Source organism: Inhella proteolytica, from assembly GCF_016093275.1.
Taxonomy (GTDB): Bacteria; Pseudomonadota; Gammaproteobacteria; order Burkholderiales; family Burkholderiaceae_C; genus Inhella; species Inhella proteolytica.
In genome coordinates, this window is the sequence record NZ_JAEDAK010000012.1 from 67,214 (window position 1) to 88,362 (window position 21,149).

20 protein-coding genes are annotated in these 21,149 nt (G+C 69.1%); 9 read left to right on the forward strand and 11 right to left on the reverse strand.

The features are described 5' to 3' along the window. Nucleotides 1-13 precede the first annotated feature (13 nt). The 6 genes from I7X39_RS16390 to I7X39_RS16415 all read right to left on the reverse strand — a co-directional run bounded on the left by I7X39_RS16390 (nucleotide 14) and on the right by I7X39_RS16415 (nucleotide 7,876). Nucleotides 14-1,273, reverse strand: coding sequence for a Zn-dependent hydrolase (locus I7X39_RS16390; RefSeq protein WP_198112240.1), 1,260 nt, complete (start codon nucleotides 1,271-1,273; stop codon nucleotides 14-16). A gap of 14 nt (nucleotides 1,274-1,287) precedes the next feature. After that, entirely contained in the window at nucleotides 1,288-1,653 is a 366-nt protein-coding gene (locus I7X39_RS16395) for a bleomycin resistance protein (RefSeq protein WP_198112241.1), read from the reverse strand. Further along, nucleotides 1,650-3,098: a dihydropyrimidinase gene (hydA, locus tag I7X39_RS16400; RefSeq protein WP_198112242.1), complete on the reverse strand. Its 1,449-nt coding sequence runs from the start codon at nucleotides 3,096-3,098 to the stop codon at nucleotides 1,650-1,652. Before hydA ends, I7X39_RS16395 begins: the two co-directional genes overlap by 4 nt. Before the next feature lies 1 nt (nucleotide 3,099). Next, nucleotides 3,100-4,515 carry an NCS1 family nucleobase:cation symporter-1 gene (locus I7X39_RS16405; protein WP_198112243.1) on the reverse strand — a complete coding sequence of 472 codons (1,416 nt, stop codon included), beginning with the start codon at nucleotides 4,513-4,515 and terminating at the stop codon, nucleotides 3,100-3,102. A gap of 684 nt (nucleotides 4,516-5,199) precedes the next feature. After that, nucleotides 5,200-6,510 carry an NAD-dependent dihydropyrimidine dehydrogenase subunit PreA gene (gene preA, locus I7X39_RS16410; RefSeq protein ID WP_198112244.1) on the reverse strand — a complete coding sequence of 437 codons (1,311 nt, stop codon included), beginning with the start codon at nucleotides 6,508-6,510 and terminating at the stop codon, nucleotides 5,200-5,202. 1 nt (nucleotide 6,511) lies between these two features. Continuing rightward, nucleotides 6,512-7,876, reverse strand: coding sequence for an NAD(P)-dependent oxidoreductase (locus tag I7X39_RS16415; protein ID WP_198112245.1), 1,365 nt, complete (start codon nucleotides 7,874-7,876; stop codon nucleotides 6,512-6,514). A 135-nt stretch (nucleotides 7,877-8,011) separates the two neighbouring features. On the opposite strand from I7X39_RS16415, the gene I7X39_RS16420 reads away from it, so the two are divergent. From I7X39_RS16420 to I7X39_RS16430, 3 genes are all read left to right on the forward strand, one after another. Continuing rightward, nucleotides 8,012-8,680 carry a TetR/AcrR family transcriptional regulator gene (locus I7X39_RS16420; RefSeq protein ID WP_232352003.1) on the forward strand — a complete coding sequence of 223 codons (669 nt, stop codon included), beginning with the start codon at nucleotides 8,012-8,014 and terminating at the stop codon, nucleotides 8,678-8,680. 79 nt (nucleotides 8,681-8,759) lie between these two features. Then, a complete protein-coding gene (locus tag I7X39_RS16425) occupies nucleotides 8,760-10,397 on the forward strand; it encodes a calcium-binding protein (RefSeq protein ID WP_198112246.1) in 1,638 nt (545 codons plus the stop codon). Next, on the forward strand, nucleotides 10,394-10,789 hold the full coding sequence (locus I7X39_RS16430; RefSeq protein ID WP_232352004.1) for a hypothetical protein: 396 nt from the start codon (nucleotides 10,394-10,396) through the stop codon (nucleotides 10,787-10,789). Before I7X39_RS16425 ends, I7X39_RS16430 begins: the two co-directional genes overlap by 4 nt. A gap of 144 nt (nucleotides 10,790-10,933) precedes the next feature. Here I7X39_RS16430 and I7X39_RS16435 read toward each other — a convergent pair whose 3' ends face one another. Together I7X39_RS16435 and I7X39_RS16440 are read right to left on the reverse strand one after the other, a co-directional pair. After that, the gene (locus I7X39_RS16435) at nucleotides 10,934-11,773 is read right to left on the reverse strand and encodes an alpha/beta fold hydrolase (RefSeq protein ID WP_198112247.1); all 840 of its coding nucleotides are present in this window, start codon (nucleotides 11,771-11,773) and stop codon (nucleotides 10,934-10,936) included. 2 nt (nucleotides 11,774-11,775) lie between these two features. After that, a complete protein-coding gene (locus I7X39_RS16440) occupies nucleotides 11,776-12,768 on the reverse strand; it encodes an acrylyl-CoA reductase family protein (protein ID WP_198112248.1) in 993 nt (330 codons plus the stop codon). Nucleotides 12,769-12,908: 140 nt separating this feature from the next. On the opposite strand from I7X39_RS16440, the gene I7X39_RS16445 reads away from it, so the two are divergent. The 3 genes from I7X39_RS16445 to I7X39_RS16455 all read left to right on the forward strand — a co-directional run bounded on the left by I7X39_RS16445 (nucleotide 12,909) and on the right by I7X39_RS16455 (nucleotide 15,264). After that, nucleotides 12,909-14,096: a carbohydrate porin gene (locus tag I7X39_RS16445; RefSeq protein ID WP_198112249.1), complete on the forward strand. Its 1,188-nt coding sequence runs from the start codon at nucleotides 12,909-12,911 to the stop codon at nucleotides 14,094-14,096. A gap of 65 nt (nucleotides 14,097-14,161) precedes the next feature. Beyond that, the gene (locus I7X39_RS16450; protein ID WP_198112250.1) at nucleotides 14,162-14,797 is read left to right on the forward strand and encodes a uridine kinase family protein; all 636 of its coding nucleotides are present in this window, start codon (nucleotides 14,162-14,164) and stop codon (nucleotides 14,795-14,797) included. A gap of 56 nt (nucleotides 14,798-14,853) precedes the next feature. Then, nucleotides 14,854-15,264: a VOC family protein gene (locus I7X39_RS16455; RefSeq protein ID WP_198112251.1), complete on the forward strand. Its 411-nt coding sequence runs from the start codon at nucleotides 14,854-14,856 to the stop codon at nucleotides 15,262-15,264. Between the two features lie 38 nt (nucleotides 15,265-15,302). Here the strand turns inward: I7X39_RS16455 and I7X39_RS16460 are convergent, their stop codons facing one another. Next, complete coding sequence (locus I7X39_RS16460; protein WP_198112252.1) at nucleotides 15,303-16,232, reverse strand: LysR family transcriptional regulator; 930 nt, start codon at nucleotides 16,230-16,232, stop codon at nucleotides 15,303-15,305. 85 nt (nucleotides 16,233-16,317) lie between these two features. Here I7X39_RS16460 and aptA point away from each other — a divergent pair, with 85 nt between their 5' ends. Together aptA and I7X39_RS16470 are read left to right on the forward strand one after the other, a co-directional pair. Beyond that, nucleotides 16,318-17,688, forward strand: coding sequence for an omega-aminotransferase AptA (gene aptA, locus I7X39_RS16465; protein WP_198112253.1), 1,371 nt, complete (start codon nucleotides 16,318-16,320; stop codon nucleotides 17,686-17,688). Nucleotide 17,689: 1 nt separating this feature from the next. Further along, nucleotides 17,690-19,186, forward strand: coding sequence for a CoA-acylating methylmalonate-semialdehyde dehydrogenase (locus I7X39_RS16470; RefSeq protein WP_198112254.1), 1,497 nt, complete (start codon nucleotides 17,690-17,692; stop codon nucleotides 19,184-19,186). A gap of 21 nt (nucleotides 19,187-19,207) precedes the next feature. On the opposite strand, the gene I7X39_RS16475 is transcribed toward I7X39_RS16470, so the two are convergent. Together I7X39_RS16475 and I7X39_RS16480 are read right to left on the reverse strand one after the other, a co-directional pair. Further along, nucleotides 19,208-19,924, reverse strand: a complete 717-nt coding sequence (locus I7X39_RS16475; RefSeq protein WP_198112255.1) for an SDR family NAD(P)-dependent oxidoreductase — start codon at nucleotides 19,922-19,924, stop codon at nucleotides 19,208-19,210. Continuing rightward, nucleotides 19,924-20,145 carry a TIGR02450 family Trp-rich protein gene (locus I7X39_RS16480; protein ID WP_198112256.1) on the reverse strand — a complete coding sequence of 74 codons (222 nt, stop codon included), beginning with the start codon at nucleotides 20,143-20,145 and terminating at the stop codon, nucleotides 19,924-19,926. Before I7X39_RS16480 ends, I7X39_RS16475 begins: the two co-directional genes overlap by 1 nt. Nucleotides 20,146-20,336: 191 nt before the next feature. On the opposite strand from I7X39_RS16480, the gene I7X39_RS16485 reads away from it, so the two are divergent. Then, the gene (locus tag I7X39_RS16485) at nucleotides 20,337-21,140 is read left to right on the forward strand and encodes a head GIN domain-containing protein (RefSeq protein WP_198112257.1); all 804 of its coding nucleotides are present in this window, start codon (nucleotides 20,337-20,339) and stop codon (nucleotides 21,138-21,140) included. Nucleotides 21,141-21,149 lie beyond the last annotated feature (9 nt).

The following is a 21,149-nucleotide window of genomic DNA, read 5'->3' on the forward strand; positions in this document are numbered from 1 at the left end:
AGCAGGCCGCGAGTCAAACCACCCCAGCCCGTTCGAGCATCGCGTGCAACAACACATTGCACCCCGCCGTGATGTGCTCGGGCTGCGCGTCCTCGATTTCGTTGTGGCTGATGCCGTCCTTGCAGGGTATGAAGATCATCCCGGCCGGGGCCAGGCGGGCCATGTAGACGGCGTCGTGCCCGGCGCCGGAGACCGCCGGCATGTTGCTGTAGCCGAGCTGGTCGGCCGCGCGCTGCACGGCGGCGATGCAGTCCGGGTGGAAGGGTTGGGCGGGGTAGTTGGAGACCTGCTCGATCTGGATCGACAAGCCGGTTTCCGCTGACAGGCGCGCGGCCACGCCGCGGATGTCGGCGTCCATGGCCTCGCACAGCGCATCGCTGGCATTGCGCAGGTCGATGCTGAACTTCACGCGGCCGGGGATGACGTTGCGGCTGTTCGGGTGCACCTGCACCATGCCGACGGTGCCGCGCCCATGCGGCGGGTGGCGGTGCGCGCAGGCCACCACTTCCTGCATCAGGCGTGTGGCCACCTGCAGCGCGTCCTTGCGCAGGGCCATGGGCGTGGGGCCGGCGTGGGCCTCCATGCCGGTGACCGTGCAGTCGTACCAGCGGATGCCGAGCACGCCGGTCACCACGCCGATGGTCTTGCCATGGTCCTCCAGCACCGGGCCCTGTTCGATATGGGTCTCGAAGTAGGCGCCAATCGGGTGATCGCCCGGCACCTGATCGCCGATGTAGCCGATGCGCTCCAGCTCGCCCTTGACCGTCTTGCCCTCGGTGTCTGTCGCGGCGTAGGCGTGCTCCAGCGTGAAGGCCTTGGCGAACACGCCCGAGCCCATCATCACGGGCACGAAGCGCGAGCCTTCCTCGTTGGTCCAGAAGGCCACCTCGATCGGGGCCTCGGTCTCGATGCCATGGTCATTGAGCGTGCGCACCACCTCGATGCCGGCCAGCACGCCGTAGTTGCCGTCGAACTTGCCGCCGGTGGGCTGGGTGTCGATGTGGCTGCCGGTCATGATGGGCGGCAGGCTGTTGTTGCGGCCGGGGCGGCGCATGAAGGCGTTGCCGATTTGGTCGATGGTCACGCTCATGCCGGCCTCGCGCGCCCAGCGCAGCACCAGGTCGCGGCCCTGCTTGTCCAGGTCGGTCAGCGTCAGGCGGCAGACGCCACCCTTGGCTGTGGCGCCGATCTGCGCCAACTCCATCAGCGAATCCCACAGGCGCTGGCCGTTGATGCGCAAGGCGTCGATGCGCGAAGGGGTGGCGGTGTCCATGGGAACTCCTCGTCTTAAATCAGGGTGCCGAAGCGCAGGCGGTTGCCGTCGGGGTCGTGGATCAGGAACTCGCGCACACCGTAGTCGGTGTCGCCAATCGGCTTGACGGGCCGCACGCCGCGGGCGGTGAAGGCGGTGTAGCAGGCATCCACATCGGGCACCCAGAAGTACACCGCGCCGCCGACCTCGCAGTCGCCCGCGTGGCCGGTCAGGAACAGGGTCTGGCCGGCGCGGGTGATCTGCAGGAACAGCGGCAGGCCGGGCTCGAACTGGTGCTCCCAGTCGACGCTGAAACCAAGCTGCTCCACGTAGAAGGCGCGGCTGCGTGCGGCGTTCGTCATGCGCAGCTGCGGCACGACGGTTTGCTTGGGCGGGCTCATCGCTGAACGGCGCTGGGCGCCAGCTCCTGGCTGCGCTTGGCCACGGCTTGGAAGTTGGGCCCGAAAGCCGGGCGCTTCAGGTAGCGGCCCCGGCCGGCCTCGGCGCGCAAATCGCCGTTGGCAAAGACCACCCGGCCCTGGCTGACGGTGTGGCTGGGAATGCCCTTGACCGTGCGGCCCTCAAAGATGTTGAAGTCGCCCTTGCTGTGCTGGGTCTTGGCCGAGATCGTTTTCGTCCCGGTCGGGTCCCACAGCACCAGGTCGGCATCGGCGCCTTCGGTGATGACGCCCTTCCTCGGGTAGAGGTTGAAGAGCTTGGCGGTGTTGGCGCTCGTGATGGCGACGAACTCGCTCGGCGTCAGGCGGCCTGTGTTGACGCCGGCGTCCCAGATCACCGCCAGGCGCTCCTCGATGCCGCCGCAGCCGTTGGGGATCTTGGCGAAGTGGTCGATGCCGGCGGCCTTCTGCTGCGCGCAGAAGGTGCAGTGGTCGGTGGCGGTGGTGTGCAGCTGCCCGGCCTGCAGGCCGCGCCACAGGAAGTCCTGGTGGATCTTGGGCCGGAAGGGCGGGCTCATCACGTGTGCGGCGGCGCGCGCGAAGTCCTTGTCGCGGTACACCGAGTCGTCGATCAGCAGATGCCCGGCCAGCACCTCGCCGTAGACACGCTGGCCGCGCGCGCGGGCGCGGGCAATGGCCTCGGCGGCTTCGATGCAGCTCACGTGGACGATGTAGATCGGCACGCCCAGCACGTCGGCAATGGCGATGGCGCGGTTGGCGGCCTCGCCTTCCACCATCGGCGGGCGGCTCAAGGGGTGCCCCTCGGGCCCGGTGATGCCCATCTTGGCCACTTCCTGCTGCAGCAGGTAGACGAGCTCGCCGTTCTCGGCGTGCACGGTCGGCATGGCGCCCAGTTCCAGCGCGCGGCGGAAGCTGTTCACCAGCGTTTCGTCGTCGCACATGATGGCGTTCTTGTAGGCCATGAAGTGCTTGAAGCTGTTCACGCCTTCTTCCTGCACCAGCGTGCCCATGTCGCGGCGCACCGATTCGTCCCACCATGTCACCGCCACATGGAAGCCGTAGTCGGCCGCGCTCTTCTCGGCCCAGCCGCGCCAGGTGCGGTAGGCCTCCATCAGCGGCTGCTGCGGGTTGGGGATGACGAAGTCGATGATGGACGTGGTGCCCCCCGCCAGGCCCGCGGCCGTGCCGGTGAAGAAGTCGTCCATCGTCACCGTGCCCATGAAGGGCAGCTGCATGTGCGTGTGCGGGTCGATGCCGCCGGGCAGCAGGTACTGGCCGCTGCCGTTCAGCGTCTGGCAGCCGGCCGGGGCCTCGCGCGCGGCGCGCTCGCCCACGGCGGCGATGACGCCATCGATACACAGCACATCGGCGGCGAACTCGCGGTCGGCATTGACGACGGTGGCACCACGGATCAGCAAGGCAGTCATGTCAGTTCTCCCGCTTGGCGGTCAAGTAGTACACGGCCCCGGCCACGGCCAGGCTGAAGAACCAGCCGAAGTCGAACAGGCCGAGCAGCAGCGGCGGGATGCTGTCTTTCGCAATCACGCCCGACACCGCCAGGTACCCCGGCAGGCAAGGCAGCACGCCGAGCGCAAAGGCCATCACGGCCTTCCAGTTCCAGCCGTTCGAATACTCGAACGCGCCGCCGCGGCGGTACAGGTCGTCGACCTTCAGTTCGGCCTTGCGCAGCAGGTAGTAGTCCACCAGCAGGATGCCGGCGATGGCGCCGAGCAAGGTGCCGTAGCCGCCCAGCCAGGTGAACAGATAGCCGCCCGAGCTGGCCAGCAGCTTCCAGGGCATGAAGAGCAGGCCGATGCCCGCGGCGATCAGACCGCCCATGCGGAAGCTGATCTTGTCCGGCGCCAGCAGCGAGAAGTCGTAGCTGGGCGAGACGAGGTTGGCGGCGACGTTCGTCGTCAGGTTTGCCAGCAGGATCACCACCAGGCCGATGCCCGCGGCCAGCGGGCCCATCTGGGTCAGCAGGCCATCGGGGAAGAGCTGGGCCTTGCCGTAGAGGATCTGGCTGACCGAAAAGCCGATCACGCCGACCAGCGAGAACAGCGCCATGGGCAGCGGCAGGCCGATGGCCTGGCCGGTGATCTGCTCGCGCTGGCTCTTGGCAAAGCGGGTGAAGTCGGGGATGTTGAGTGCCAGCGTGGCCCAGAAGCCCACCAGGCCGGTGAGTGCCGCCCAGGTCTTCGGCCCCCCTTCGACCACCTTGGCCGGCAGGCTGAAGATCTGCGCGGGCGAGACGTTCATCAAGGCCCAGATGACGAGCCCGATGGAGGCCAGGATCATCAGCGGCGCGGCCACCACCTCGAGCAGGCGGATCGACTCGAGCCCGCGCCAGATGAACACCAGGTGCAGCGCCCAAAAGGCCATGAAGCAGGCGAACTGCGAGGTGGAGATGGTCTCGCCCACTGCCGGCCCGGCCAGGCCTGCACCGAGGGTGTTGAGCAGGCCGTGCAGCGCCAGGCCCCCGAAGTAGCAGTTGATGGAGAACCAGCCGCAGGCCACCAGGCCGCGCAGCACGGCGGGCAGGTTGGCGCCCTTGACGCCGAAGGAGGCTCTGGCCAGGACGGGGAAGGGGATGCCGTACTTGGCGCCGGCGTGGCCGATCAGGAGCATGGGCGCCAGCACGATGCAGTTGGCGAGGAACACCAACCAGATCGCCTGCTGCCAGCTGAAGCCCTGGTCCAGCATGGAGCTGGCCATGGTGTAGGTGGGCACGCAGATGACCATGCCGACCCACAGCGCCGCGTAGTCCTTGGCGGACCAGTGGCGTTGGGCGGGGGTGGTGGGGAGGAGGTCCTCGTTGGCGAGGTCGTTCGTCGCTGTGTTCATCAAGGGTGGTCCTGGCGGTTAGAAAGACCCCGCCGGGATTTCGCCCCGGCAGGCGACTCCCCTTCTTGCTCGTGCAAGAAAGGAAGCAAAGAACACGGCCCCTTGGCGCAGCCCCTTGGCTGCGCCAAGGGGTTCCCTGCGCTGCTCGCTTGCCTGGGCCGGCCCGAAACTCGCTGCACTCACTGCGTTCGCTCCGCTCAGACTGTCGGGCCGAGCATGAAGGGAACGCGTGCTGGCACACGCTGCCCAGGCCAGCTGCGCTGCTCGGCAGCGCATAGGGGCAGCGGCCGGAACAGCCAGACAGCCAACAGCCGGGAAACGGCGCGATGAAGTTAGTCGGGGCTGTTTGGTATTCGGCTGTTGGCTGTTGGAGTTCCCCCTATGCCAAGCCGAGGAGCACAGAAGAGCGGGCCCGCGCGCGCAGCGCGCTTCGTGAACTGACTTGGCGCAACTGACTGAACGAAGTGAGCGAAGCGAGCGCAGTGAGTTTTGCGCCTGGGCCCGTTCTTCGAGCACCGCAGGGCACCCCTGGCGCAGCCAGGGGCGCAGGCATCGGGGTCGCCTTTCTTTTGGTTCCTTTGCTTTGGCGACGCAAAGAAAAGGAACTCGGGTGCAGGGGTGAAGCCCCTGCGGGCTGTGCCGAACCATCAAGCCCTCCCAGGCAGACGCGGAGCCTTCAGTTCATCACGATCCACACCCGCTTCTCATCGGGTTATTCGCGTGGGTCGTCCAGTTCGCGTACTCCGCCGGCACCTTCTGCCCCGTGCGCAGATCGACCTCACCCGGCGCCACCCGCCGCATCGTGATCGTGTTGGGCACCGGGCAGATCGACACACACAAGTTGCAGCCCACGCACTCGGCCTCGTTGACCTCGAAGTGCCGCTGGCCATCCTTCATCGCAAAGATCGCCTGGTGCGAGGTGTCCTCGCAGACGATGTGGCAGCGCCCGCACTGGATGCAAGAGTCCTGGTTGATGACCGCCTTCTCGACGTAATTGAGATTGAGCTGGTTCCAGTTCTTCACGCTCGGCACCGCACGACCCTTGAAGTCGTCCAGGGTCTTGTAGCCCTGCTCGTCCATGAAGTTCGAGAGGCCATCGCACAGGTCCTGCACGATCTTGAAGCCGTAGACCATGGCCGCGGTGCAGACCTGCACCGTGCCGCAACCCATGGCGATGAACTCGGCGGCGTCGCGCCAGGTGGTGATGCCGCCGATGCCCGAGATCGGCATCCCCGCGGTCGCCGCATCGCGGGCGATCTCGGCCACCATGTTGAGAGCGATGGGCTTGACCGCCGGGCCGCAGTAGCCGCCGTGGGAGCCCCAGCCATCGGTGGCGGGCGTCATCACCATGCGCTCCAGGTCCACGCCCATCACCGAGTTGATGGTGTTGATCAGGCTCACCGCGTCCGCCCCGCCGGCCTTGGCCGCGCGCGCCGGGTAGCGCACATCGGTGATGTTGGGCGTGAGCTTGACGATCACCGGCAGTTTCGTGTGCGTCTTGCACCAGCCGGCAATGCGCTCGATGTACTCGGGCACCTGGCCCACGGCCGAGCCCATGCCGCGCTCGCTCATGCCATGCGGGCAGCCGAAGTTCAGCTCCACGCCGTCGGCGCCGGTGTCTTCCACCTGGCGCAGGATGCGCTTCCAGGCCTGTTCGTCCAGCGGCACCATCAGCGACACCACCATGGCCCGATCCGGCCAGGCGCGCTTGACGCGGCGGATCTCGTCCAGATTGACCTGCAGCGGCCGGTCGCTGATCAGCTCGATGTTGTTCAGGCCGATGACGCGCCGGTCCGTGCCCAAGAGCGTGGAATAGCGCGGGCCGTTGACGTTGACCACCGGCGGGTCCTCGCCCAGGGTCTTCCAGACCACGCCGCCCCAGCCGGCCTCGAAGGCGCGCACGACATTGACTTCCTTGTCGGTGGGCGGCGCGCTGGCCAGCCAGAAGGGGTTGGGGCTCTTGATGCCGAGGAAATTGCTGCTGATGTCCGCCATCTCAGGCTCCCTGGGTCAGTTCGGCGTGGATGGAGCGCGCGGCCTGCTTGCCCTGCTCGACCGCTTCCACGGTGAGGTCGCGGCCACCGAAGCGGCAGTCGCCACCGGCCCAGACCTTGGCGCGGCTGGTGCGGCCGGCCTCATCGGTCTGGATGCGGCCGCCCTGCAGCGCGATGCCGGCGGGTGCGCCTTCCAGGGTCTGACCGATCGCGCGCAGCACCATGTCGGCGGCCAGCTCGAAGTGCTCGCCGGTCTCCACCAGCTTGCCGCCCTCCACGGCGGTGTACGCAAAGCGCATGCCGGTGACGGCGCCACCCTGGGCCAACACCGCCTTCGGTGCCGCCCAGTGGCGGATCGTCACGCCATGCTGCAGCGCCCAGCGCTGCTCCACCTCGGAGGCCGATATCGATCCCGCGCCGCGCCGGTAGACGATCGTGACCTCCTCGGCGCCCAGCAGCTTGCTCTGCACCGCGGCGTCCACGGCCGTCATGCCGCCGCCGATGACGACGACGCGCCGGCCCACCGCCACGTCCTTGGGGTTTGATTGGCGCAGCTCGGCGATGAAATCCACCGCGTCGCGCAGGCCGGTCAGCTCGGGCTCGTTCAGGCCCAGGGCATTGACGCCGCCCAGCCCCAGGCCGAGGAACACTGCGTCGTGCCGCGCCAGCAGGGCATCGAGCGTGAAATCGCGCCCGAGCTGCTGGCCGCAGCGCAGCTCGATGCCGCCAATCGACAGCAGCCAGTCCAACTCCTGCTGGGCAAAGCCGCCGGCGGTCTTGTAAGTGGCCAGGCCGTATTCGTTCAGGCCGCCGCCCTTGGCGCGCGCTTCATAGATCACCACCTCATGGCCCTGGCGTGCCAGGCCGTGCGCGCAGGCCAGGCCGGCCGGGCCGGAGCCCACCACGCCGATGGTCTTGCCGGTGGCCAGTGCGCGCGTGAACAGCGGTGCGCCGGGCTTGGCGAACAGGGCGTCGGTGGCATGGCGCTGCAGCGCGCCAATCTCGACCGGCTTGTCCTCGCTGGTGTTGCGCACGCAGGCCTGCTCGCACAGCATCTCGGTGGGGCAGACGCGCGCGCACATGCCGCCCAGCGGGTTGGCCTCCAGAATCGTCTTGGCCGCGCCGCGCAGATTGCCCTGCGCGATGCGGGCGATGAACTGCGGCACGTCGATGCCCGTGGGGCAGGCGGTCTGGCAGGGTGCGTCGTGGCAGTACAGGCAGCGCTCGGCTTCGAGTTGCGCCTGCAGCGGGCTCAGGTCCGGGTGGGCGTCGGCAAAGTGGCGCGCATACGCGGCCTCGCTCAGACGACCGGCCTGCAGGCCGCAGGCGCGCGAGGCCGGGGCGGCGGGAAGCTCGGGGGCGGACATGGCCTCTCCTGGACAACGTGAATGCGCGGATCTTTACCGTTTGGTAAAAATACTGCGACCGTACAAACCCGCTCCGCTCTGGCCCGCATGGCGCGCTGCAGTGGCTGTCACAGCGGGCCACCACAATCGCGCCCCATGTCTGTCCTGATGCCGCACGCCAAGCCTGTGTCCGAAGTTGCTTCGCCCGAGCCGCGCGCCCCGCGTGCCGCACGCCTGGCCAAGCAGGAGCAGATCCTGCACGCGGCCGAGCGCCTCTTCGGGCGCTACGGCCTGGAGGGCGTGGCCATCGAGGCCATCGCCAGCGAGCTGGGGCTGAGCAAGCAGAACCTGCTTTATTACTACCCCAGCAAGGAGCAGCTCTACCTGGCCGTGCTGGACGACGTGATGGACTCCTGGCTGGCCGGCATGGCGCGCATCGCCCAGCACGACGACCCCGCCACGGCCATCGCCGAGTACGTCGCCGCCAAGCTGCGCTTCTCGCACGAACGGCCCAGCGGCTCGGCCGTGTTCACGCGCGAGGTGATGGCCGGCGCTCCTCTGTATGCGCAGCACCTGGCCGAGCAGGTGCAGCCGCAACTGCAGGCGGATCTGCGCCAGTTCGAGCGCTGGGCCCAGGCCGGGCTGATCCGGCGCGTAGACTTCACGCACCTGATGTTCCTGATCTGGGCCTGCACCCAGGCCTATGCCGATCTGGCGCCGCAGTTCGCCCTGCTGCTGGGCAAGCCCGCGCTGGAAGCGCGCGACTACGCCACCGCGCAACAACTGATCACCGACATGGTGCTGGGCCAGCTCAAGCCCGTGTGACGAAGTTTGTACCGGCTTGATCCGGCGCGCCCTGCGCCTTACCCTGGCCCGCTCCAGGGTCTGAACCAAGGCGCGCAGCATGAGCTTTCACCTCTACCGCATCACGGAGATCTACTCCAACCCCAGCGGCACGGTGCAGTTCATCGAGCTCAGCGTGGGCAATGCCAACGGCGAGTCGCAATGGTCGGGCGTGCGCCTGCAGAGCATCTCCGGCGCCGAGACGCGCAGCTTCCTCTTCCCCGGCAACCTGCCCAGCAGCAACACCGCCAACACCACGGTGCTGGTGGCCACCCAGGGCTTTGCCAACCTGGGGCTGGTGGTGCCGGATTTCATCCTCCCCGACGGCTTCCTGTTCCTGGGCGGCGGGCGGCTCAATTTCGGTGGCGCCGATGAGGTGAGCTACGGCAGCTTTCCGGCCGGCGGCGAGCAATCGCTGGATCGGAACGGCGCGGCCGCGACTGCCACGCCACGCAACTTCGCCGGCAGTACGGCCAGCCTGCCACTGCCCGTGCTGCAGGGCACGACCGGCAACGACGAGCTGACGGGCACGGCGCTTTCCGAGCGCATCGAAGGCGGCGCCGGCAACGACAGCCTGCGTACCGGCGGCGGCAACGATGTCGTGAACGCCGGCGAAGGCGAGGACGCCGTCTACAGCGGCCTGGGCAATGACACGCTCGATGGAGGCCCCGGCTACGACTATCTCTACTTTGGCGAGGCTACGTCCGGCGTGCAGATCGACATGCGCACCGGCACGGCCACGGGCGGCGCCGGCAGCGATCGCTTCAGCAACTTCGAGCTGCTGTTCGGTACCCCCTTTGCCGACACCTTCGAGGGCCACGACCAGGGCGTGGGTTTCCTGGGCGGCGAGGGCAACGACCACATCACCGGCGGTGCCGGCAACGACCGCCTGGAAGGCAACGGCGGCGACGACTTCATCGACGGCAAGGACGGCGCCGACAGCGTGGCCTACTACAGCGCCTCCGGCCCCGTGGTCGTCAACCTGAGCGCCGGCACCGCCAGTGGCGGGCTGGGCAACGACACCCTGCTCAACATCGAAGGCGTGGTCGGTTCGGTGTTCGGCGACACCCTGACCGGCAGCAGCGCCAACAACCTGCTCGACGGCGCCGATGGCAATGACCGCTTTTTCTCCACCGCGGGCGACGACGTGCTGCTCGGCGGCCTGGGGCTGGACCGCGTGGACTACCCGCTGGCCCGCAGCGCCTACACCCTGCGCGTGACCACCGGCGAATACCCCTTCGCGCTGGAAAAGCCCAACGCCGCCGGTTCCGACAGCCTGCGCGCCGTCGAACGCCTGCACTTCAGCGACCGCGCGCTCGCACTCGACCTGGACGCCGGCGCCGGCCAGGTGGCCAAGCTGCTCGGGGCCGTGTTCGGCCGTACGGCGGTGGGCAATGCGCAGTACGCCGGCATCGGGCTGAAGCTGGTGGACGAGGGCATGGGCTACGAAGCCCTGGCCGCGCTGGCCGTGGCCGCCGCGGGCAAGAGCACACCGGCCGATGTGGTGGCCCTGCTGTGGACGAACGTGGTGGGCAGCGCGCCTAGCACCGAACAGGCCGCGCCCTATGTGGCGATGCTGAACGGCGGCATGAGCATCGGCGCCCTGGCCGTGCTGGCCGCCGACACCGCACTGAACATCGCCAACATCGATCTGGTGGGTCTGGCCCAGACCGGGCTGGAGTTCCTGCCCGCCCCATGATGCAAGCGATGCGCCTGGACCCCTTCGAGGCGGTGGACGGGCTCAGCTTTGCCCTGCTGCCACCCGAGCTGGTGCAGCAACTCGGCTGGCCGCAGCACGAGCGCCGCAATGCCGTGGGTCTGAACGAGTACGACTACGAGGAGCGGATCCTGCGCTTCCAGGACAGCGGCCGGCTCGAAGAAGTGACCGTGCGCGCCTGGGTGCTGCACCTCGGTTCACTGGCGATCCCGTTCGCGCACCTGGAGGCCTTCGTGCGCACGCACGACCCCGAGTGCTTCGAGCGCGCCGGCTTCCTCGTCAGCCCCCGCTATGGCTTTGCCTTCGCGCCGGACTGCCCGCCTTGGATCACGGCGCTGGCGCCGCATGGCGTGGAGGCGTGGCGGAGGCTGTAGTCGCCCCGAAGCGCTTGGCCAGCGCCCGCGGGACGGGCGCAGTCCTTCGGGCGGGGTCGGCCGGTTGCCCGGCCTCGCTCCGCCCTCAGCCTGCGGCCCGGCAGAGCCGGTTCCGCGGTGGCACTTGATCGTGTGCCTGTGCCTTCAGATGAAGGTGCGCAGGACTCGCAACGCCGCTTCGGGGTCATCCCGCCACGGTCCATGCCCCACGCCGGGGAAGCGCTCGAAGCGCACCCACTGCGCCGGCAGCGCCGCCGCAATCTCCTCACCGTCTTCGATCGGCGTCACCGGGTCCTGCTCGCCGGCCATCACCAGCACCGGGCATTGCACGTTCTTCAGGCCGGGGCGCAGGTTCATGGTCTGCTGCTCGCCGCTGGCACTGGTGAACAGGATCTCGGGCCTGAACACCATGCGCCCGGCCCCTTCGGCCGGCTGGCGCGTGGTGTTGTAGTGGGGTCGGCACAGGCGCTCGTAGACCGCCCAGGTCTCGGCGTTCGGCTGGGTCCAGAAGGCGCGCGCGGACTCGGCGGCCTCCGGCCCGCCGAAGCGGCTGAACCAGGCGACCTTGCGTTCCAGCCCGAGGTGGTGCGAGGTGCTGGAAAGGATCACCTTGGCCGGGTGCTGCGGGTGCCGCGCAAGGTAGCGCTGCGCGACGAAGCCGCCAAAGCTCTGGCCCAGCACGATGGGCTTCTCGATGCCGAGCTTGGCGCACAGGCGCACGATGTCGTCGGCAAAGGTGTCGAGCAGCCACTCTTGCGGCGGGCGTGGGTCCGAGCGGCCGTGGCCGCGCTGGTCGAAGTAAACGATCTGGGCCAGGTCGGCCAGCTGCGAGAAGAAGGGCTTGAAGCCGGTGTGGTCGAAACCTGGCCCGCCATGCACCAGGATCAGCGTGGGCTTCTGGCGCAGGCTTGCGCCGTCGGGCACCCACTCGGGGCCTTCGATGTCGACGAACAGGCGCACGCCGGGTTCGATTTCGATGCGCATGCTCAGGCTCCGGTGCGAACCAGGGTACGGCCGGTGACGCGGCCTTGCAGGTAGTCCGCGAAAACTTCGGGCAGCTCGCGCAGGCCCACTTCGCGGTTCGCAATCTGGTTCAGCGCCTTTGGCTTCAGGTCGCTGCCCAGGCGCGCCCACACCTTCTCGCGCAGCGGCACCGGGCAGTAGGTGCTGTTGATGCCGAGCAGGTTCACGCCGCGCAGGATGAAGGGCATCACCGTGGTGTGCAGCTCGTGGCTGCTGGCCAGGCCGATGCTGGCGATCGAACCGAGCGGCTGCGTGGTGGCGCACAGCCAGGCCAGCGTGCTGCCGCCCAGGTTGTCCAGTGCGCCGGCCCACAGGGCCTTTTCCAGCGGGCGCACTTTTTCGGGTAGATCGCTGGCGAGCATCACCTCGGCGGCGCCGAGCGCGCGCAGCCAGTCGGCGGCGGCGGCCTTGGCCGTCAGCGCGGTGACGCGGTAGCCTGCGCCGGCCAGCATGTTCAGCCCCAGGCTGCCCACGCCACCGGTGGCGCCGTTCACCAGCACCGGGCCGTTGGCGGGCGTGAGGCCGTTGTCTTCCAGGCGTTGGATGCCCATGGCGGCGGTGAAGCCCGCGGTGCCGATGGCCATGGCCTCGCGAAGGCTCAGGCCCGCGGGCGGGCGCGCCGCCCAGTCGGCCTGCACCACGGCCTGTTCGGCAAAGCCGCCGTCGCTTTCCTCGCCGATGCCGCAGCCCACCACGATGACTTCCGCGCCGACGGCGAAGCGCGGGTCGGCGCTCTCGATCACCGTGCCGGCCAGGTCGATGCCCACCACCAGCGGGAAGCGCTTCATGATCTTGCCGGCCCCGGTGGCGGCCAGCGCGTCCTTGTAATTGATGCCCGACCACTGCACGGCCACGCGCAGTTGGCCGGCGGCGAGCGGGGCCGCTTCAAGGGTTTCGAGGCGGCTGCTGACGCGGCCGTCTTGCTGGTGGGCGCGGTAGGCGAGGTAAGAGCTCATGGCGGGGCCGGTGCTGCGGAAAGCTTGGCAGCCTACCGTGGCCGCACGGACACACGCACGCGCGGCGCGTGATCCAGCGCAAATGCGAATGAATCGCACGGGCCCAGCATCCAGAACCTGGGTTTGGCCGGATGGGCACGATGACCTTCTCCATTTCCTTCTGTTGTTCCGCCCGCCAGGGGGCGTTCGCCTGGGCCTTGGCGCTGGCCGCGGCGGCGCCTGCGGCCGCGATGGAAGCGCCGGTCGAACTCGAGGCCAGCTTGAGCAGCCTGCTGCAGCACGCGCCCGCCACCCTGGCGGCCAGCGGCACGGCGCAAACCCGACTCAGCAGCCGCGTGGATCTGCAGGCCCGCGCGCCGGCCGGCAGCTGGGGGCCGGTGCAGGTGCAGGCCTTCGGGCATCTGCGCCTGGGCCGGGGCGAGGGCCTGGCCCTGCGGCCGGGCTACAGCAGCACGCCCAATAGCCTGGCCTTCCAGGTTCCAGAGGACCCCCGCGAAGCCACGCTGGCCCAGGCCGGGCTGGAACTGGCGACGCCGCCGACCGAGGCCGGGCCGGCTTGGAGCCTGAGTCTGGGCAAGCTCGACCCGTTTGCCTACTTCGACGCCAACCGCCTCGCTGACGACGAGTCGCGCCAGTTCCTGAACAACGCCCTGGTGCACAACCCCCTGCTTGACTCGGGCGGTGACATCGGCGCCGACCGCTACGGCTTTGCGCCGGGCGCGGTGCTGACTTGGCGCGCCGCGGGCGCGGCGGGCGAAGCGGACGAAGCGGAAGGAGCTGTGCAGGGGCGCAGCGCCTCGCTGGGCTGGTTCAGCCGCACGGCGCTGCGCCGGGCCCTGCTGATCGTGCAGCTGGAGCAGCCGTTGAGCCTGTTGCCGCAGCGTGGCCGCCTGCGAGCCTACGCCTGGCAGCAGGGCCGAGGGGAGGGCTTTGATGGCGTGCAGCGCCGCCATCGCGGCCTGGGGTTCTCGCTGGACCAGGCGCTCACGCCGCACCTTGCGGTGTTCGCGCGCTGGGGCCACCAGACCCAGGGCCGCGTGCGCTTCGGTCGCGCCCTGGTGGCTGGCCTGGAATGGCAGGGGGGCGCCTGGGGCCGCAGTGCGGATGGCCTCGGCCTGGCGCTGGCGCGGCTGCGCACCTCGGCGGGCTTCGCTGCGGCTTCCGACCCCGCGGCGCGCGGCAGCGAGCAGCTGGCCGAGCTGTACTACCGCTGGCAGTGGCTGCCGCAGCTGGAGCTGAGCCCGGATGTGCAGTGGCTGCGCCGCCTCGGGGGGCAGACCGGACCGCAGGGCCGGGTGATGGGCCTGCGGCTGCGGGTGACGCTGTAGCGGCGGCTGTTGAGCCGCAGCAAGAATGCGGCCGATCTGCCAGTAGCCCGAGTAGCCCGCCTCGCATGAATGCCCAGCAACTTGTTGAATCGCTGACCGATGAATTGCTGGCGCGCCCACGCTCCGAACCCGGGCCGCGTCTATTGGCGCTGTGCGGTTGGGCCGACACCGGCAAGACCACGATTGCGCGTCTGTTGATTGCTCACCTGCGCCAGCGCGGACTGCAGGCTGATGGCTTCTCCACCGATTCCTTCTTGCTGGAGCGCGCCGAGCGCCAAGCTCGGGGACTGAGCGGTTATGACCCGCGCAGCCTCAACGCCGCTGGCCTGGTCCAGGCGCTGCTGGCGCTGCGCCAGGGTGACCCTGTGACGATCCGCCCCTACTGCAACCGTCTGGGGCGGCAGTTGGAGGAGGGCAGGCTCGTGCAGACCGGAGACGTGCTGGTGCTTGAGGGAATCCACGCACTGCACGCAAGCCTGTGCCCTGGCCCTGCGTTCAGCCTCTTCCTGGACGCCGACGACGCCGTGCTGTCCTGGCTGCGGGCACAGGCCAACCAGCACAAGCGCGGCATGAGCGCCGATCAGGCCCGTGCGCGCATCCCCGAGGAGTTGCGCGACTACTCGCAGCATGTCCGCCCGCAGCGCCGGCATGCGCACCGCATGGCCCGGGTGGACATGGACTACCACTACCACTTGACTTGAAGCTCACTTCAACTTGCATCGGTGCCACCACTCTCAACCGTTCTACGGGACTCCCGATGCAAGTTCCCGCCAGCTTCCTGGCTATCGACCATCTGCATGTCCCTGTGCGCGACCGAATGGCCGCCACGAGCTGGTACGAACAAGCGCTGGGCTTGCGTATCGTTCCCGAACTGGCGCATGGGGCCCAGGCGCCCAATGGCCCGTTGACCCCGGCAGAGCCCAAGGGTGTGCTGCACATCGCCTTATTCGAGCGCCCGGCGGGTGATCGGCTCTGCGCCGTGGCCCTGCGCGTCGAGGGGGGCGCATCCGGCGCCTGGCGCCAGCACCTCGGCGGCTTGCTGGGCCGCGTTCCAAAGGTATCCGACCATGGGGAGTCGGTCTCCCGCTACTTCAACGACCCCGACGGGCATTCCTTCGAGATCACCAGCTTCGAGCCGGCGGCTCGCGCGGAGCTGGCTGCTGGCTGAGAGGGTGAGAGGGTGAGAAGTTGGCGCCCCCGACGGCGTCATGGCTGCCGATGTGCCTGCAGCAGCGCCTGGCGGAAGGCCTGGGCCGCGCGCGGTGGCTCGGGGGTGCGGCGCTGCACCGCGGAGAACACGCAGTCGTACTTCAGCACACGCGGGTTGACGGCGCGCAGGCGCCCCGCCGCCACGAAGGGGGCGGCGTAGTGGTCGGGCAGGAACCCGACGAAGCAGCCCGAGAGCACCAGCGTGGCCACGGCCTCCTGGTCGGACGCGCTGGCGCTGCGGCGCAGCTGCTTGGCGTGCGCCAGCAGCAGGTTCGGCGAGTGGTAGCCCAGCGCGGCCAGGTCCTGCTGGCGCAGCTCGGCCCAGCCGGGCGCCCTCTTCATGGGTTCAAACCAGGGATGGCCGGGCGCGGCGTAGAGCAGCATGGTCTCGTCGAACAGCTCGTCGTAGGCCAGGCTGTCGCTGCGCTTGTGCTCGGGCACGATGCCGAGCTGGTACTGGCCGTCCATCACGCCGCGTTCGATCGCCACGATCGAGCCCACATGCAGGTGCAGCATCACCTCGGGCGCGCTGGCGCGGAAGGCGGCCACCGCCGCGGCGATGCGGGCGGCGGGGTTGCTGGCGGTCTTCTCGAACACCGCCACATGCAAGTCGCCGCCCAGGCGCTGGTGGATCTCGTGCAGGCGGCCACGGAATTCATCGGTGGCGGCCAGCAGCTGATCGGCGGCCTGCACCAGCTGCTGGCCCTCGGGCGTGAGCGCAAAGCCGCCGCGCCCGCGCCGGCACAGCACCAGGCCCAGGCGCTGCTCCAGGTCTTTCACATGCCGGCTGATGGTGGAGATGGCGATGTTCAGCTCCAGCTCCGCCGCGGCCATGCCGCCGCAGTCGGCCACGGCCTTGAACACGCGCAGCAGGCGCAGGTCCACGTCGCCAAGCTGGCCGATCAGGGCTTTGGACTTTGGTTGCATGGTTCTTCAAGTGAGCTGGGAGATTTCAACATCCTATTCAAGCAAGTTTCGGCGCAAGATCGCTCGATTCCCCGAGGAGGACCGCATGAACCTGGCCGACACCCAATCACTCCAAGCCGCATATGTCGACCCCCGCTTTGCCGACCCTGAGTGGCTGGCCGCGCACTGGATGCCCTTCACCGGCAACCGCCAGTTCAAGGCCGCGCCGCGCCTGTTCACCGGGGCTTCCGGCACCTACTACACGACGGCCGATGGCCGCCAGATCTTCGACGGGCTCTCCGGCCTGTGGTGCTGCGGCCTGGGCCATGGGCGCCAGGAGCTGGTGGACGCGGTGGCGCGCCAGATGGCCACGCTGGACTACTCGCCCGCCTTCCAGTTCGGCCACCCGCTCTCGTTCGAGCTGGCCAACCAGATCGTCGAACGCACGCCCGCCGGCTCGGGCCTGAACCGCGTGTTCTTCACCGCCTCGGGCTCCGAAGCGGCCGACACCGCGCTGAAGATCGCCCGCGCCTACTGGCGCGCCAAGGGCCAGGCCAGCAAGACGCGCCTGATCGGCCGCCTGAAGGGCTATCACGGCGTGAACTTCGGGGGCATTTCCGTGGGTGGCATCGTGGGCAACCGCAAGACCTTCGGCCAGGGCGTGGAAGCCGACCACCTGCCCCACACCCAGCCCGCCAACGGCAGCTTCTACAAGGGCATGCCTCCGACCGGGAAGGAACTGGCGGACGAGCTGCTGAACCTGATCGCCCTGCACGACGCCAGCAACATCGCCGCCGTCATCGTCGAGCCCTTCTCGGGTTCGGCCGGCGTGGTGATCCCGCCCGTGGGCTACCTGCAGCGCCTGCGCGAGATCTGCACCCAGAACAACATCCTCTTGATCTTCGACGAGGTCATCACCGGCTTCGGCCGCGCCGGCGCCTGGACGGGCGCCGAGGCCTTCGGCGTCACGCCCGATCTGCTGAACTTCGCCAAGCAGGTCAGCAACGGCGTGCAGCCGCTGGGGGGCGTGGTGGTCAAGCAGGAGATCTACGACACCTTCCTGCAGGCCGGCGGGCCGGAGTACATGCTGGAGCTGCCGCACGGCTACACCTACAGCGCCCACCCGGTGGCCTGCGCCGCCGGCCTGGCCACGCTGCAGCTGATGGAGCAGGAGCAGGCCCTCGACAAGGTGCGCGCGCTCGCCCCGGTGTTTGAAGAGAAGGTGCACAGCCTCAAGGGCGCGAAGCATGTGGCCGACATCCGCAACTACGGCCTGGCCGCCGGCCTGACCATCAGCCCGGTGCCGGGCGAGCCCGCCAAGCGCCCCTTCGAGATCGCGATGGCGATGTTCCGGAAGGGCTTTTATGTGCGCTACGGCGGCGACACCATCCAGCTCGCGCCGCCCTTCGTCAGCACGCCGGCCCAGCTCGATACCCTGATCAACGCCCTGGGCGAAACCTTGAACGAGACCGCTTGATATGAACCGCATCACCCACCTGATCAACGGCCAGCGTGTCGACGGCGGCAGCCGCCTCGCCGATGTGTTCAACCCGGCCACCGGGCAAGTGAGCAGCCAGCTGCAGCTGGCCGACACGCAGACTGTGCAGCAGGCCATCGCCGCCGCCCAGGCCGCCTTTCCGGCCTGGCGCAACACCCCGCCGCTGAAGCGTGCGCGCGTGATGAGCAAGTTCAAGGAACTGCTCGAAGCCAATGCCGACAAGATCTGCGCGCTCATCACCGCCGAGCATGGCAAGGTGCTGGCCGACGCCCTGGGCGAGCTGCAGCGCGGCATCGAGAACGTCGAGTTCGCCAGCTATGCCCCTGAGCTGCTCAAGGGCGAGCACAGCCGCAATGTCGGCCCGGGCATCGATTCCTGGAGCGAGTTCCAGCCCCTGGGCGTGTGCGCCGGCATCACGCCCTTCAACTTCCCCGTCATGGTGCCGCTGTGGATGTGGCCCATGGCCGTGGCCTGTGGCAACACCTTCGTGCTCAAGCCCTCGGAGCGTGACCCCTCATCCGCCCTGTTCGTGGCCGAGCTGGCGCTCGAAGCCGGCCTGCCGCCGGGCGTGCTGAACGTGGTGAACGGCGACAAGGAGGCGGTCGATGCGCTGCTCGACTCCCCCCACATCAAAGCCGTCAGCTTCGTCGGCTCCACGCCGATTGCTGAATCCATCTATGCCCACGGCTGCGCCAAGGGCAAACGCGTGCAGGCCCTGGGTGGCGCCAAGAACCACGCGGTGCTGATGCCCGACGCCGACCTCGACAACGCCGTGGCCGCCATGATGGGCGCGGCCTTCGGCAGCTGTGGCGAGCGCTGCATGGCCGTGCCGCTGATCGTCGCGGTGGGCAACGAGGTGGCCGACGCCGTGGTGGCCAAGCTGAAGGTCGAGATCGCCAAGATGAAGGTCGGCCCCGGCGACAGCGGCAACCCCGACATGGGCCCGCTGGTGACGAAGGCGCACTTCGAGAAGGTGCGCGGCTATGTGGACCAGGGCGTCAAGGAAGGTGCCGAACTGGTGGTGGACGGCCGCGGCCTGAAGGTGCCGGGCCACGAGAACGGCTACTTCCTCGGCCCCTGCCTGTTCGACCACGTGAAGCGCGGCATGAAGATCTACCAGGAGGAAATCTTCGGCCCGGTGCTGGGCGTGGTGCGCGTGAACAGCTTGGCCGAGGCCATGGAGCTGATCGACAGCCACGAGTACGGCAACGGCACCTGCATCTTCACGCGCGACGGCGAGGCTGCCCGCTTCTTCACCGACCACATCCAGGTCGGCATGGTGGGTGTGAACGTGCCCCTGCCGGTGCCGGTGGCCTACCACTCCTTCGGGGGCTGGAAGCGCAGCCTGTTCGGCGACCTGCACGCCTATGGCCCGGACGCCGTGCGCTTCTATACCAAGCGCAAGACCATCACCCAGCGCTGGCCCAGCGGCGGGGTGCGGGAGACGGCGGTGTTCAGCTTCCCCTCCAACCAGTGAGCGGCGGGCGGCGGCCACGGCCTACCAGGGCAGGGGCTCGCCGCTGTAGCTGAAGAAGCCGCCGCTGTCCTGCGGCGAGAGCCGGTCGAGCGCGCCCAGCAGCTCGGCCGCCGCGGTGCTGGCCGGGCGGCCGATCTCGGCGCCGCGAAAGGGCGCCGACAGGGCCGAGGACACCGTGCCCGGGTGCAGCGCCACCAACAGGGCGCCGGGGTGCGTGCGGCGCAGCTCGATGGCGGCGGTCTTGATCAGCATGTTCAGCGCCGCCTTGGACGCGCGGTAGCTGTACCAGCCGCCCAGGCGGTTGTCGCCGATGCTGCCCACCTTGGCGGAGAGCATCGCCATGCGCCCGCCGCGGCGGTCCAGTAGCGGTGTGAAGTGGTGCAACAGCAGCGCCGGCCCGAAGGTGTTGACCGCGAAGATTTCCTGCAGCGCGGCGAGCCTGAACTCACCGAGCTTGCGCTCGGGGCTCAGCCCCGGCCCGTGCAGCAGGCCGGCTGCGTTGACGATCAGGTGGAAGGGGCCATCCCCCGCCAAGCGGGCCGCGGCGGCGGCTACAGCGGCTTCGTCCCGCAGATCCAGCGCCGGCTCCGAGTCGCGGTGCAGGCCGATGGCCCGGGCGCAGCGGGGGTCACTCTGCAGCTGCGCCAGCAGCGCCGCCCCGATGGCCCCGCGCGCACCGATCACCAGGGCGCGATAGCCCTCGGGCAAGGACAGCAGGGAGGCCAGGCTCGGTCCCATCACACCCAGCCCTGCCGCCATTGCGCCGCGTCGCGCAACTCCCGCCAGCGGATGCGCCGGCTGCGCTTTGAGTGCACGGCCTCAATCTCCACCCATTCCAGTGCCGCGCCGGGCGGCTCGGGCTGCACCAGGGCGCTGACCAGGAAATGCTTCTCGCGGCCTTGCGGCTGCACCGCTGTCCATTTGCTCAGCAGCAGCTTCTTCGGGTGCACGGGGTTCATGGGGAACACCTTAGCGGCGCCGGCTCCGGCCTGCCGCGCCGGCGCGGAAAGCACCCGGCGGCCGGGCGGGCTTCGGCCTGTCGCCCGTTGCTGCAGCCCAAGCCGCCGAAGTGCGCGCCGGTCGCCCGCGGGCTGACAGCCTAGGGGCCACCGGCCAGAGTGCGGACTTTCCTCCTCCGCCCCACTCCGTCATGAACACCACCCGCCTTGCTGCCCTGACCCTCGCTTGCCTGGCCCTGGCGCCCACCGCCTGGGCGACCGACAAGGAGTGGACGCTCAACATCAAGCAGGAAACCAACGGCCTGACTATCCATTTGGGCGGCAACACCACGGTGGGCGACCCCGGGCGCCGCATCAAGGGTTCGGGCCGGGTGGTGGAGCCGCAGCGCTCGCTGGCGCCCTTCAGCCGCGTGCAGGTCAAGGGGCCGGTGGACGTGGTGCTGGTGCAGGGCGAGCGCGAGGAGGCGCGCGTGCGTGCCGACGACAACCTGGAAGCCCTGGTGACGACGCAGGTCGAGGGCGACACCCTGACCGTGGCGCTGAAGCCGGGCGCCAGCTTCAGCACCCGCACCGATCTGCGCGTGACCGTGCAATTCAAGCAGTTGCAGGGCCTGCAGCTGAGCAGCTCGGGCGACGCCAAGCTGGACCGCTTCAAGGGAGAAAAGCTCGCGCTGGAGCTGAACGGCTCGGGCGATTTGCGCATCGGCCAGCTGGAGGTGCGCGAACTCACGGCCCAGCTCAGCGGCTCGGGCGATCTGCAGCTGGCCGGCAGCGCCGAGCGCCAGGACTGGAGCCTGAGCGGCAGCGGTGACGTGGGCGCGCGGTCGCTCTCGGGCCAGAAGGTGCGCGCCCGGCTCTCGGGCAGCGGCGACCTGGACCTGGGTGTGTGCCAGGAGCTGGACGCCGAGCTGAGCGGCAGCGGCGACCTGGCCTACGCCGGCCGTCCGGTGGTGAAGAGCCGCGTCAGCGGCTCGGGCGAACTGATGGGGCGCTGAGCGCCAGGT

What these genes read in the sequence shown, in the direction of transcription:
- preA (WP_198112244.1), bottom strand. Translation starts at nt 6,510, where the DNA reads ATGGCGGACATCAGCAGCAATTTCCTCGGCATCAAGAGCCCCAACCCC.
- I7X39_RS16415 (WP_198112245.1), bottom strand. Translation starts at nt 7,876, where the DNA reads ATGTCCGCCCCCGAGCTTCCCGCCGCCCCGGCCTCGCGCGCCTGCGGC.
- I7X39_RS16435 (WP_198112247.1), bottom strand. Translation starts at nt 11,773, where the DNA reads ATGCGCATCGAAATCGAACCCGGCGTGCGCCTGTTCGTCGACATCGAA.
- I7X39_RS16445 (WP_198112249.1), top strand. Translation starts at nt 12,909, where the DNA reads ATGACCTTCTCCATTTCCTTCTGTTGTTCCGCCCGCCAGGGGGCGTTC.
- aptA (WP_198112253.1), top strand. Translation starts at nt 16,318, where the DNA reads ATGAACCTGGCCGACACCCAATCACTCCAAGCCGCATATGTCGACCCC.
- I7X39_RS16475 (WP_198112255.1), bottom strand. Translation starts at nt 19,924, where the DNA reads ATGGGACCGAGCCTGGCCTCCCTGCTGTCCTTGCCCGAGGGCTATCGC.
- I7X39_RS16470 (WP_198112254.1), top strand. Translation starts at nt 17,690, where the DNA reads ATGAACCGCATCACCCACCTGATCAACGGCCAGCGTGTCGACGGCGGC.
- I7X39_RS16485 (WP_198112257.1), top strand. Translation starts at nt 20,337, where the DNA reads ATGAACACCACCCGCCTTGCTGCCCTGACCCTCGCTTGCCTGGCCCTG.
- I7X39_RS16390 (WP_198112240.1), bottom strand. Translation starts at nt 1,273, where the DNA reads ATGGACACCGCCACCCCTTCGCGCATCGACGCCTTGCGCATCAACGGC.
- I7X39_RS16425 (WP_198112246.1), top strand. Translation starts at nt 8,760, where the DNA reads ATGAGCTTTCACCTCTACCGCATCACGGAGATCTACTCCAACCCCAGC.
- hydA (WP_198112242.1), bottom strand. Translation starts at nt 3,098, where the DNA reads ATGACTGCCTTGCTGATCCGTGGTGCCACCGTCGTCAATGCCGACCGC.
- I7X39_RS16450 (WP_198112250.1), top strand. Translation starts at nt 14,162, where the DNA reads ATGAATGCCCAGCAACTTGTTGAATCGCTGACCGATGAATTGCTGGCG.
- I7X39_RS16395 (WP_198112241.1), bottom strand. Translation starts at nt 1,653, where the DNA reads ATGAGCCCGCCCAAGCAAACCGTCGTGCCGCAGCTGCGCATGACGAAC.
- I7X39_RS16480 (WP_198112256.1), bottom strand. Translation starts at nt 20,145, where the DNA reads ATGAACCCCGTGCACCCGAAGAAGCTGCTGCTGAGCAAATGGACAGCG.
- I7X39_RS16440 (WP_198112248.1), bottom strand. Translation starts at nt 12,768, where the DNA reads ATGAGCTCTTACCTCGCCTACCGCGCCCACCAGCAAGACGGCCGCGTC.
- I7X39_RS16420 (WP_232352003.1), top strand. Translation starts at nt 8,012, where the DNA reads ATGTCTGTCCTGATGCCGCACGCCAAGCCTGTGTCCGAAGTTGCTTCG.
- I7X39_RS16430 (WP_232352004.1), top strand. Translation starts at nt 10,394, where the DNA reads ATGATGCAAGCGATGCGCCTGGACCCCTTCGAGGCGGTGGACGGGCTC.
- I7X39_RS16460 (WP_198112252.1), bottom strand. Translation starts at nt 16,232, where the DNA reads ATGCAACCAAAGTCCAAAGCCCTGATCGGCCAGCTTGGCGACGTGGAC.
- I7X39_RS16405 (WP_198112243.1), bottom strand. Translation starts at nt 4,515, where the DNA reads ATGAACACAGCGACGAACGACCTCGCCAACGAGGACCTCCTCCCCACC.
- I7X39_RS16455 (WP_198112251.1), top strand. Translation starts at nt 14,854, where the DNA reads ATGCAAGTTCCCGCCAGCTTCCTGGCTATCGACCATCTGCATGTCCCT.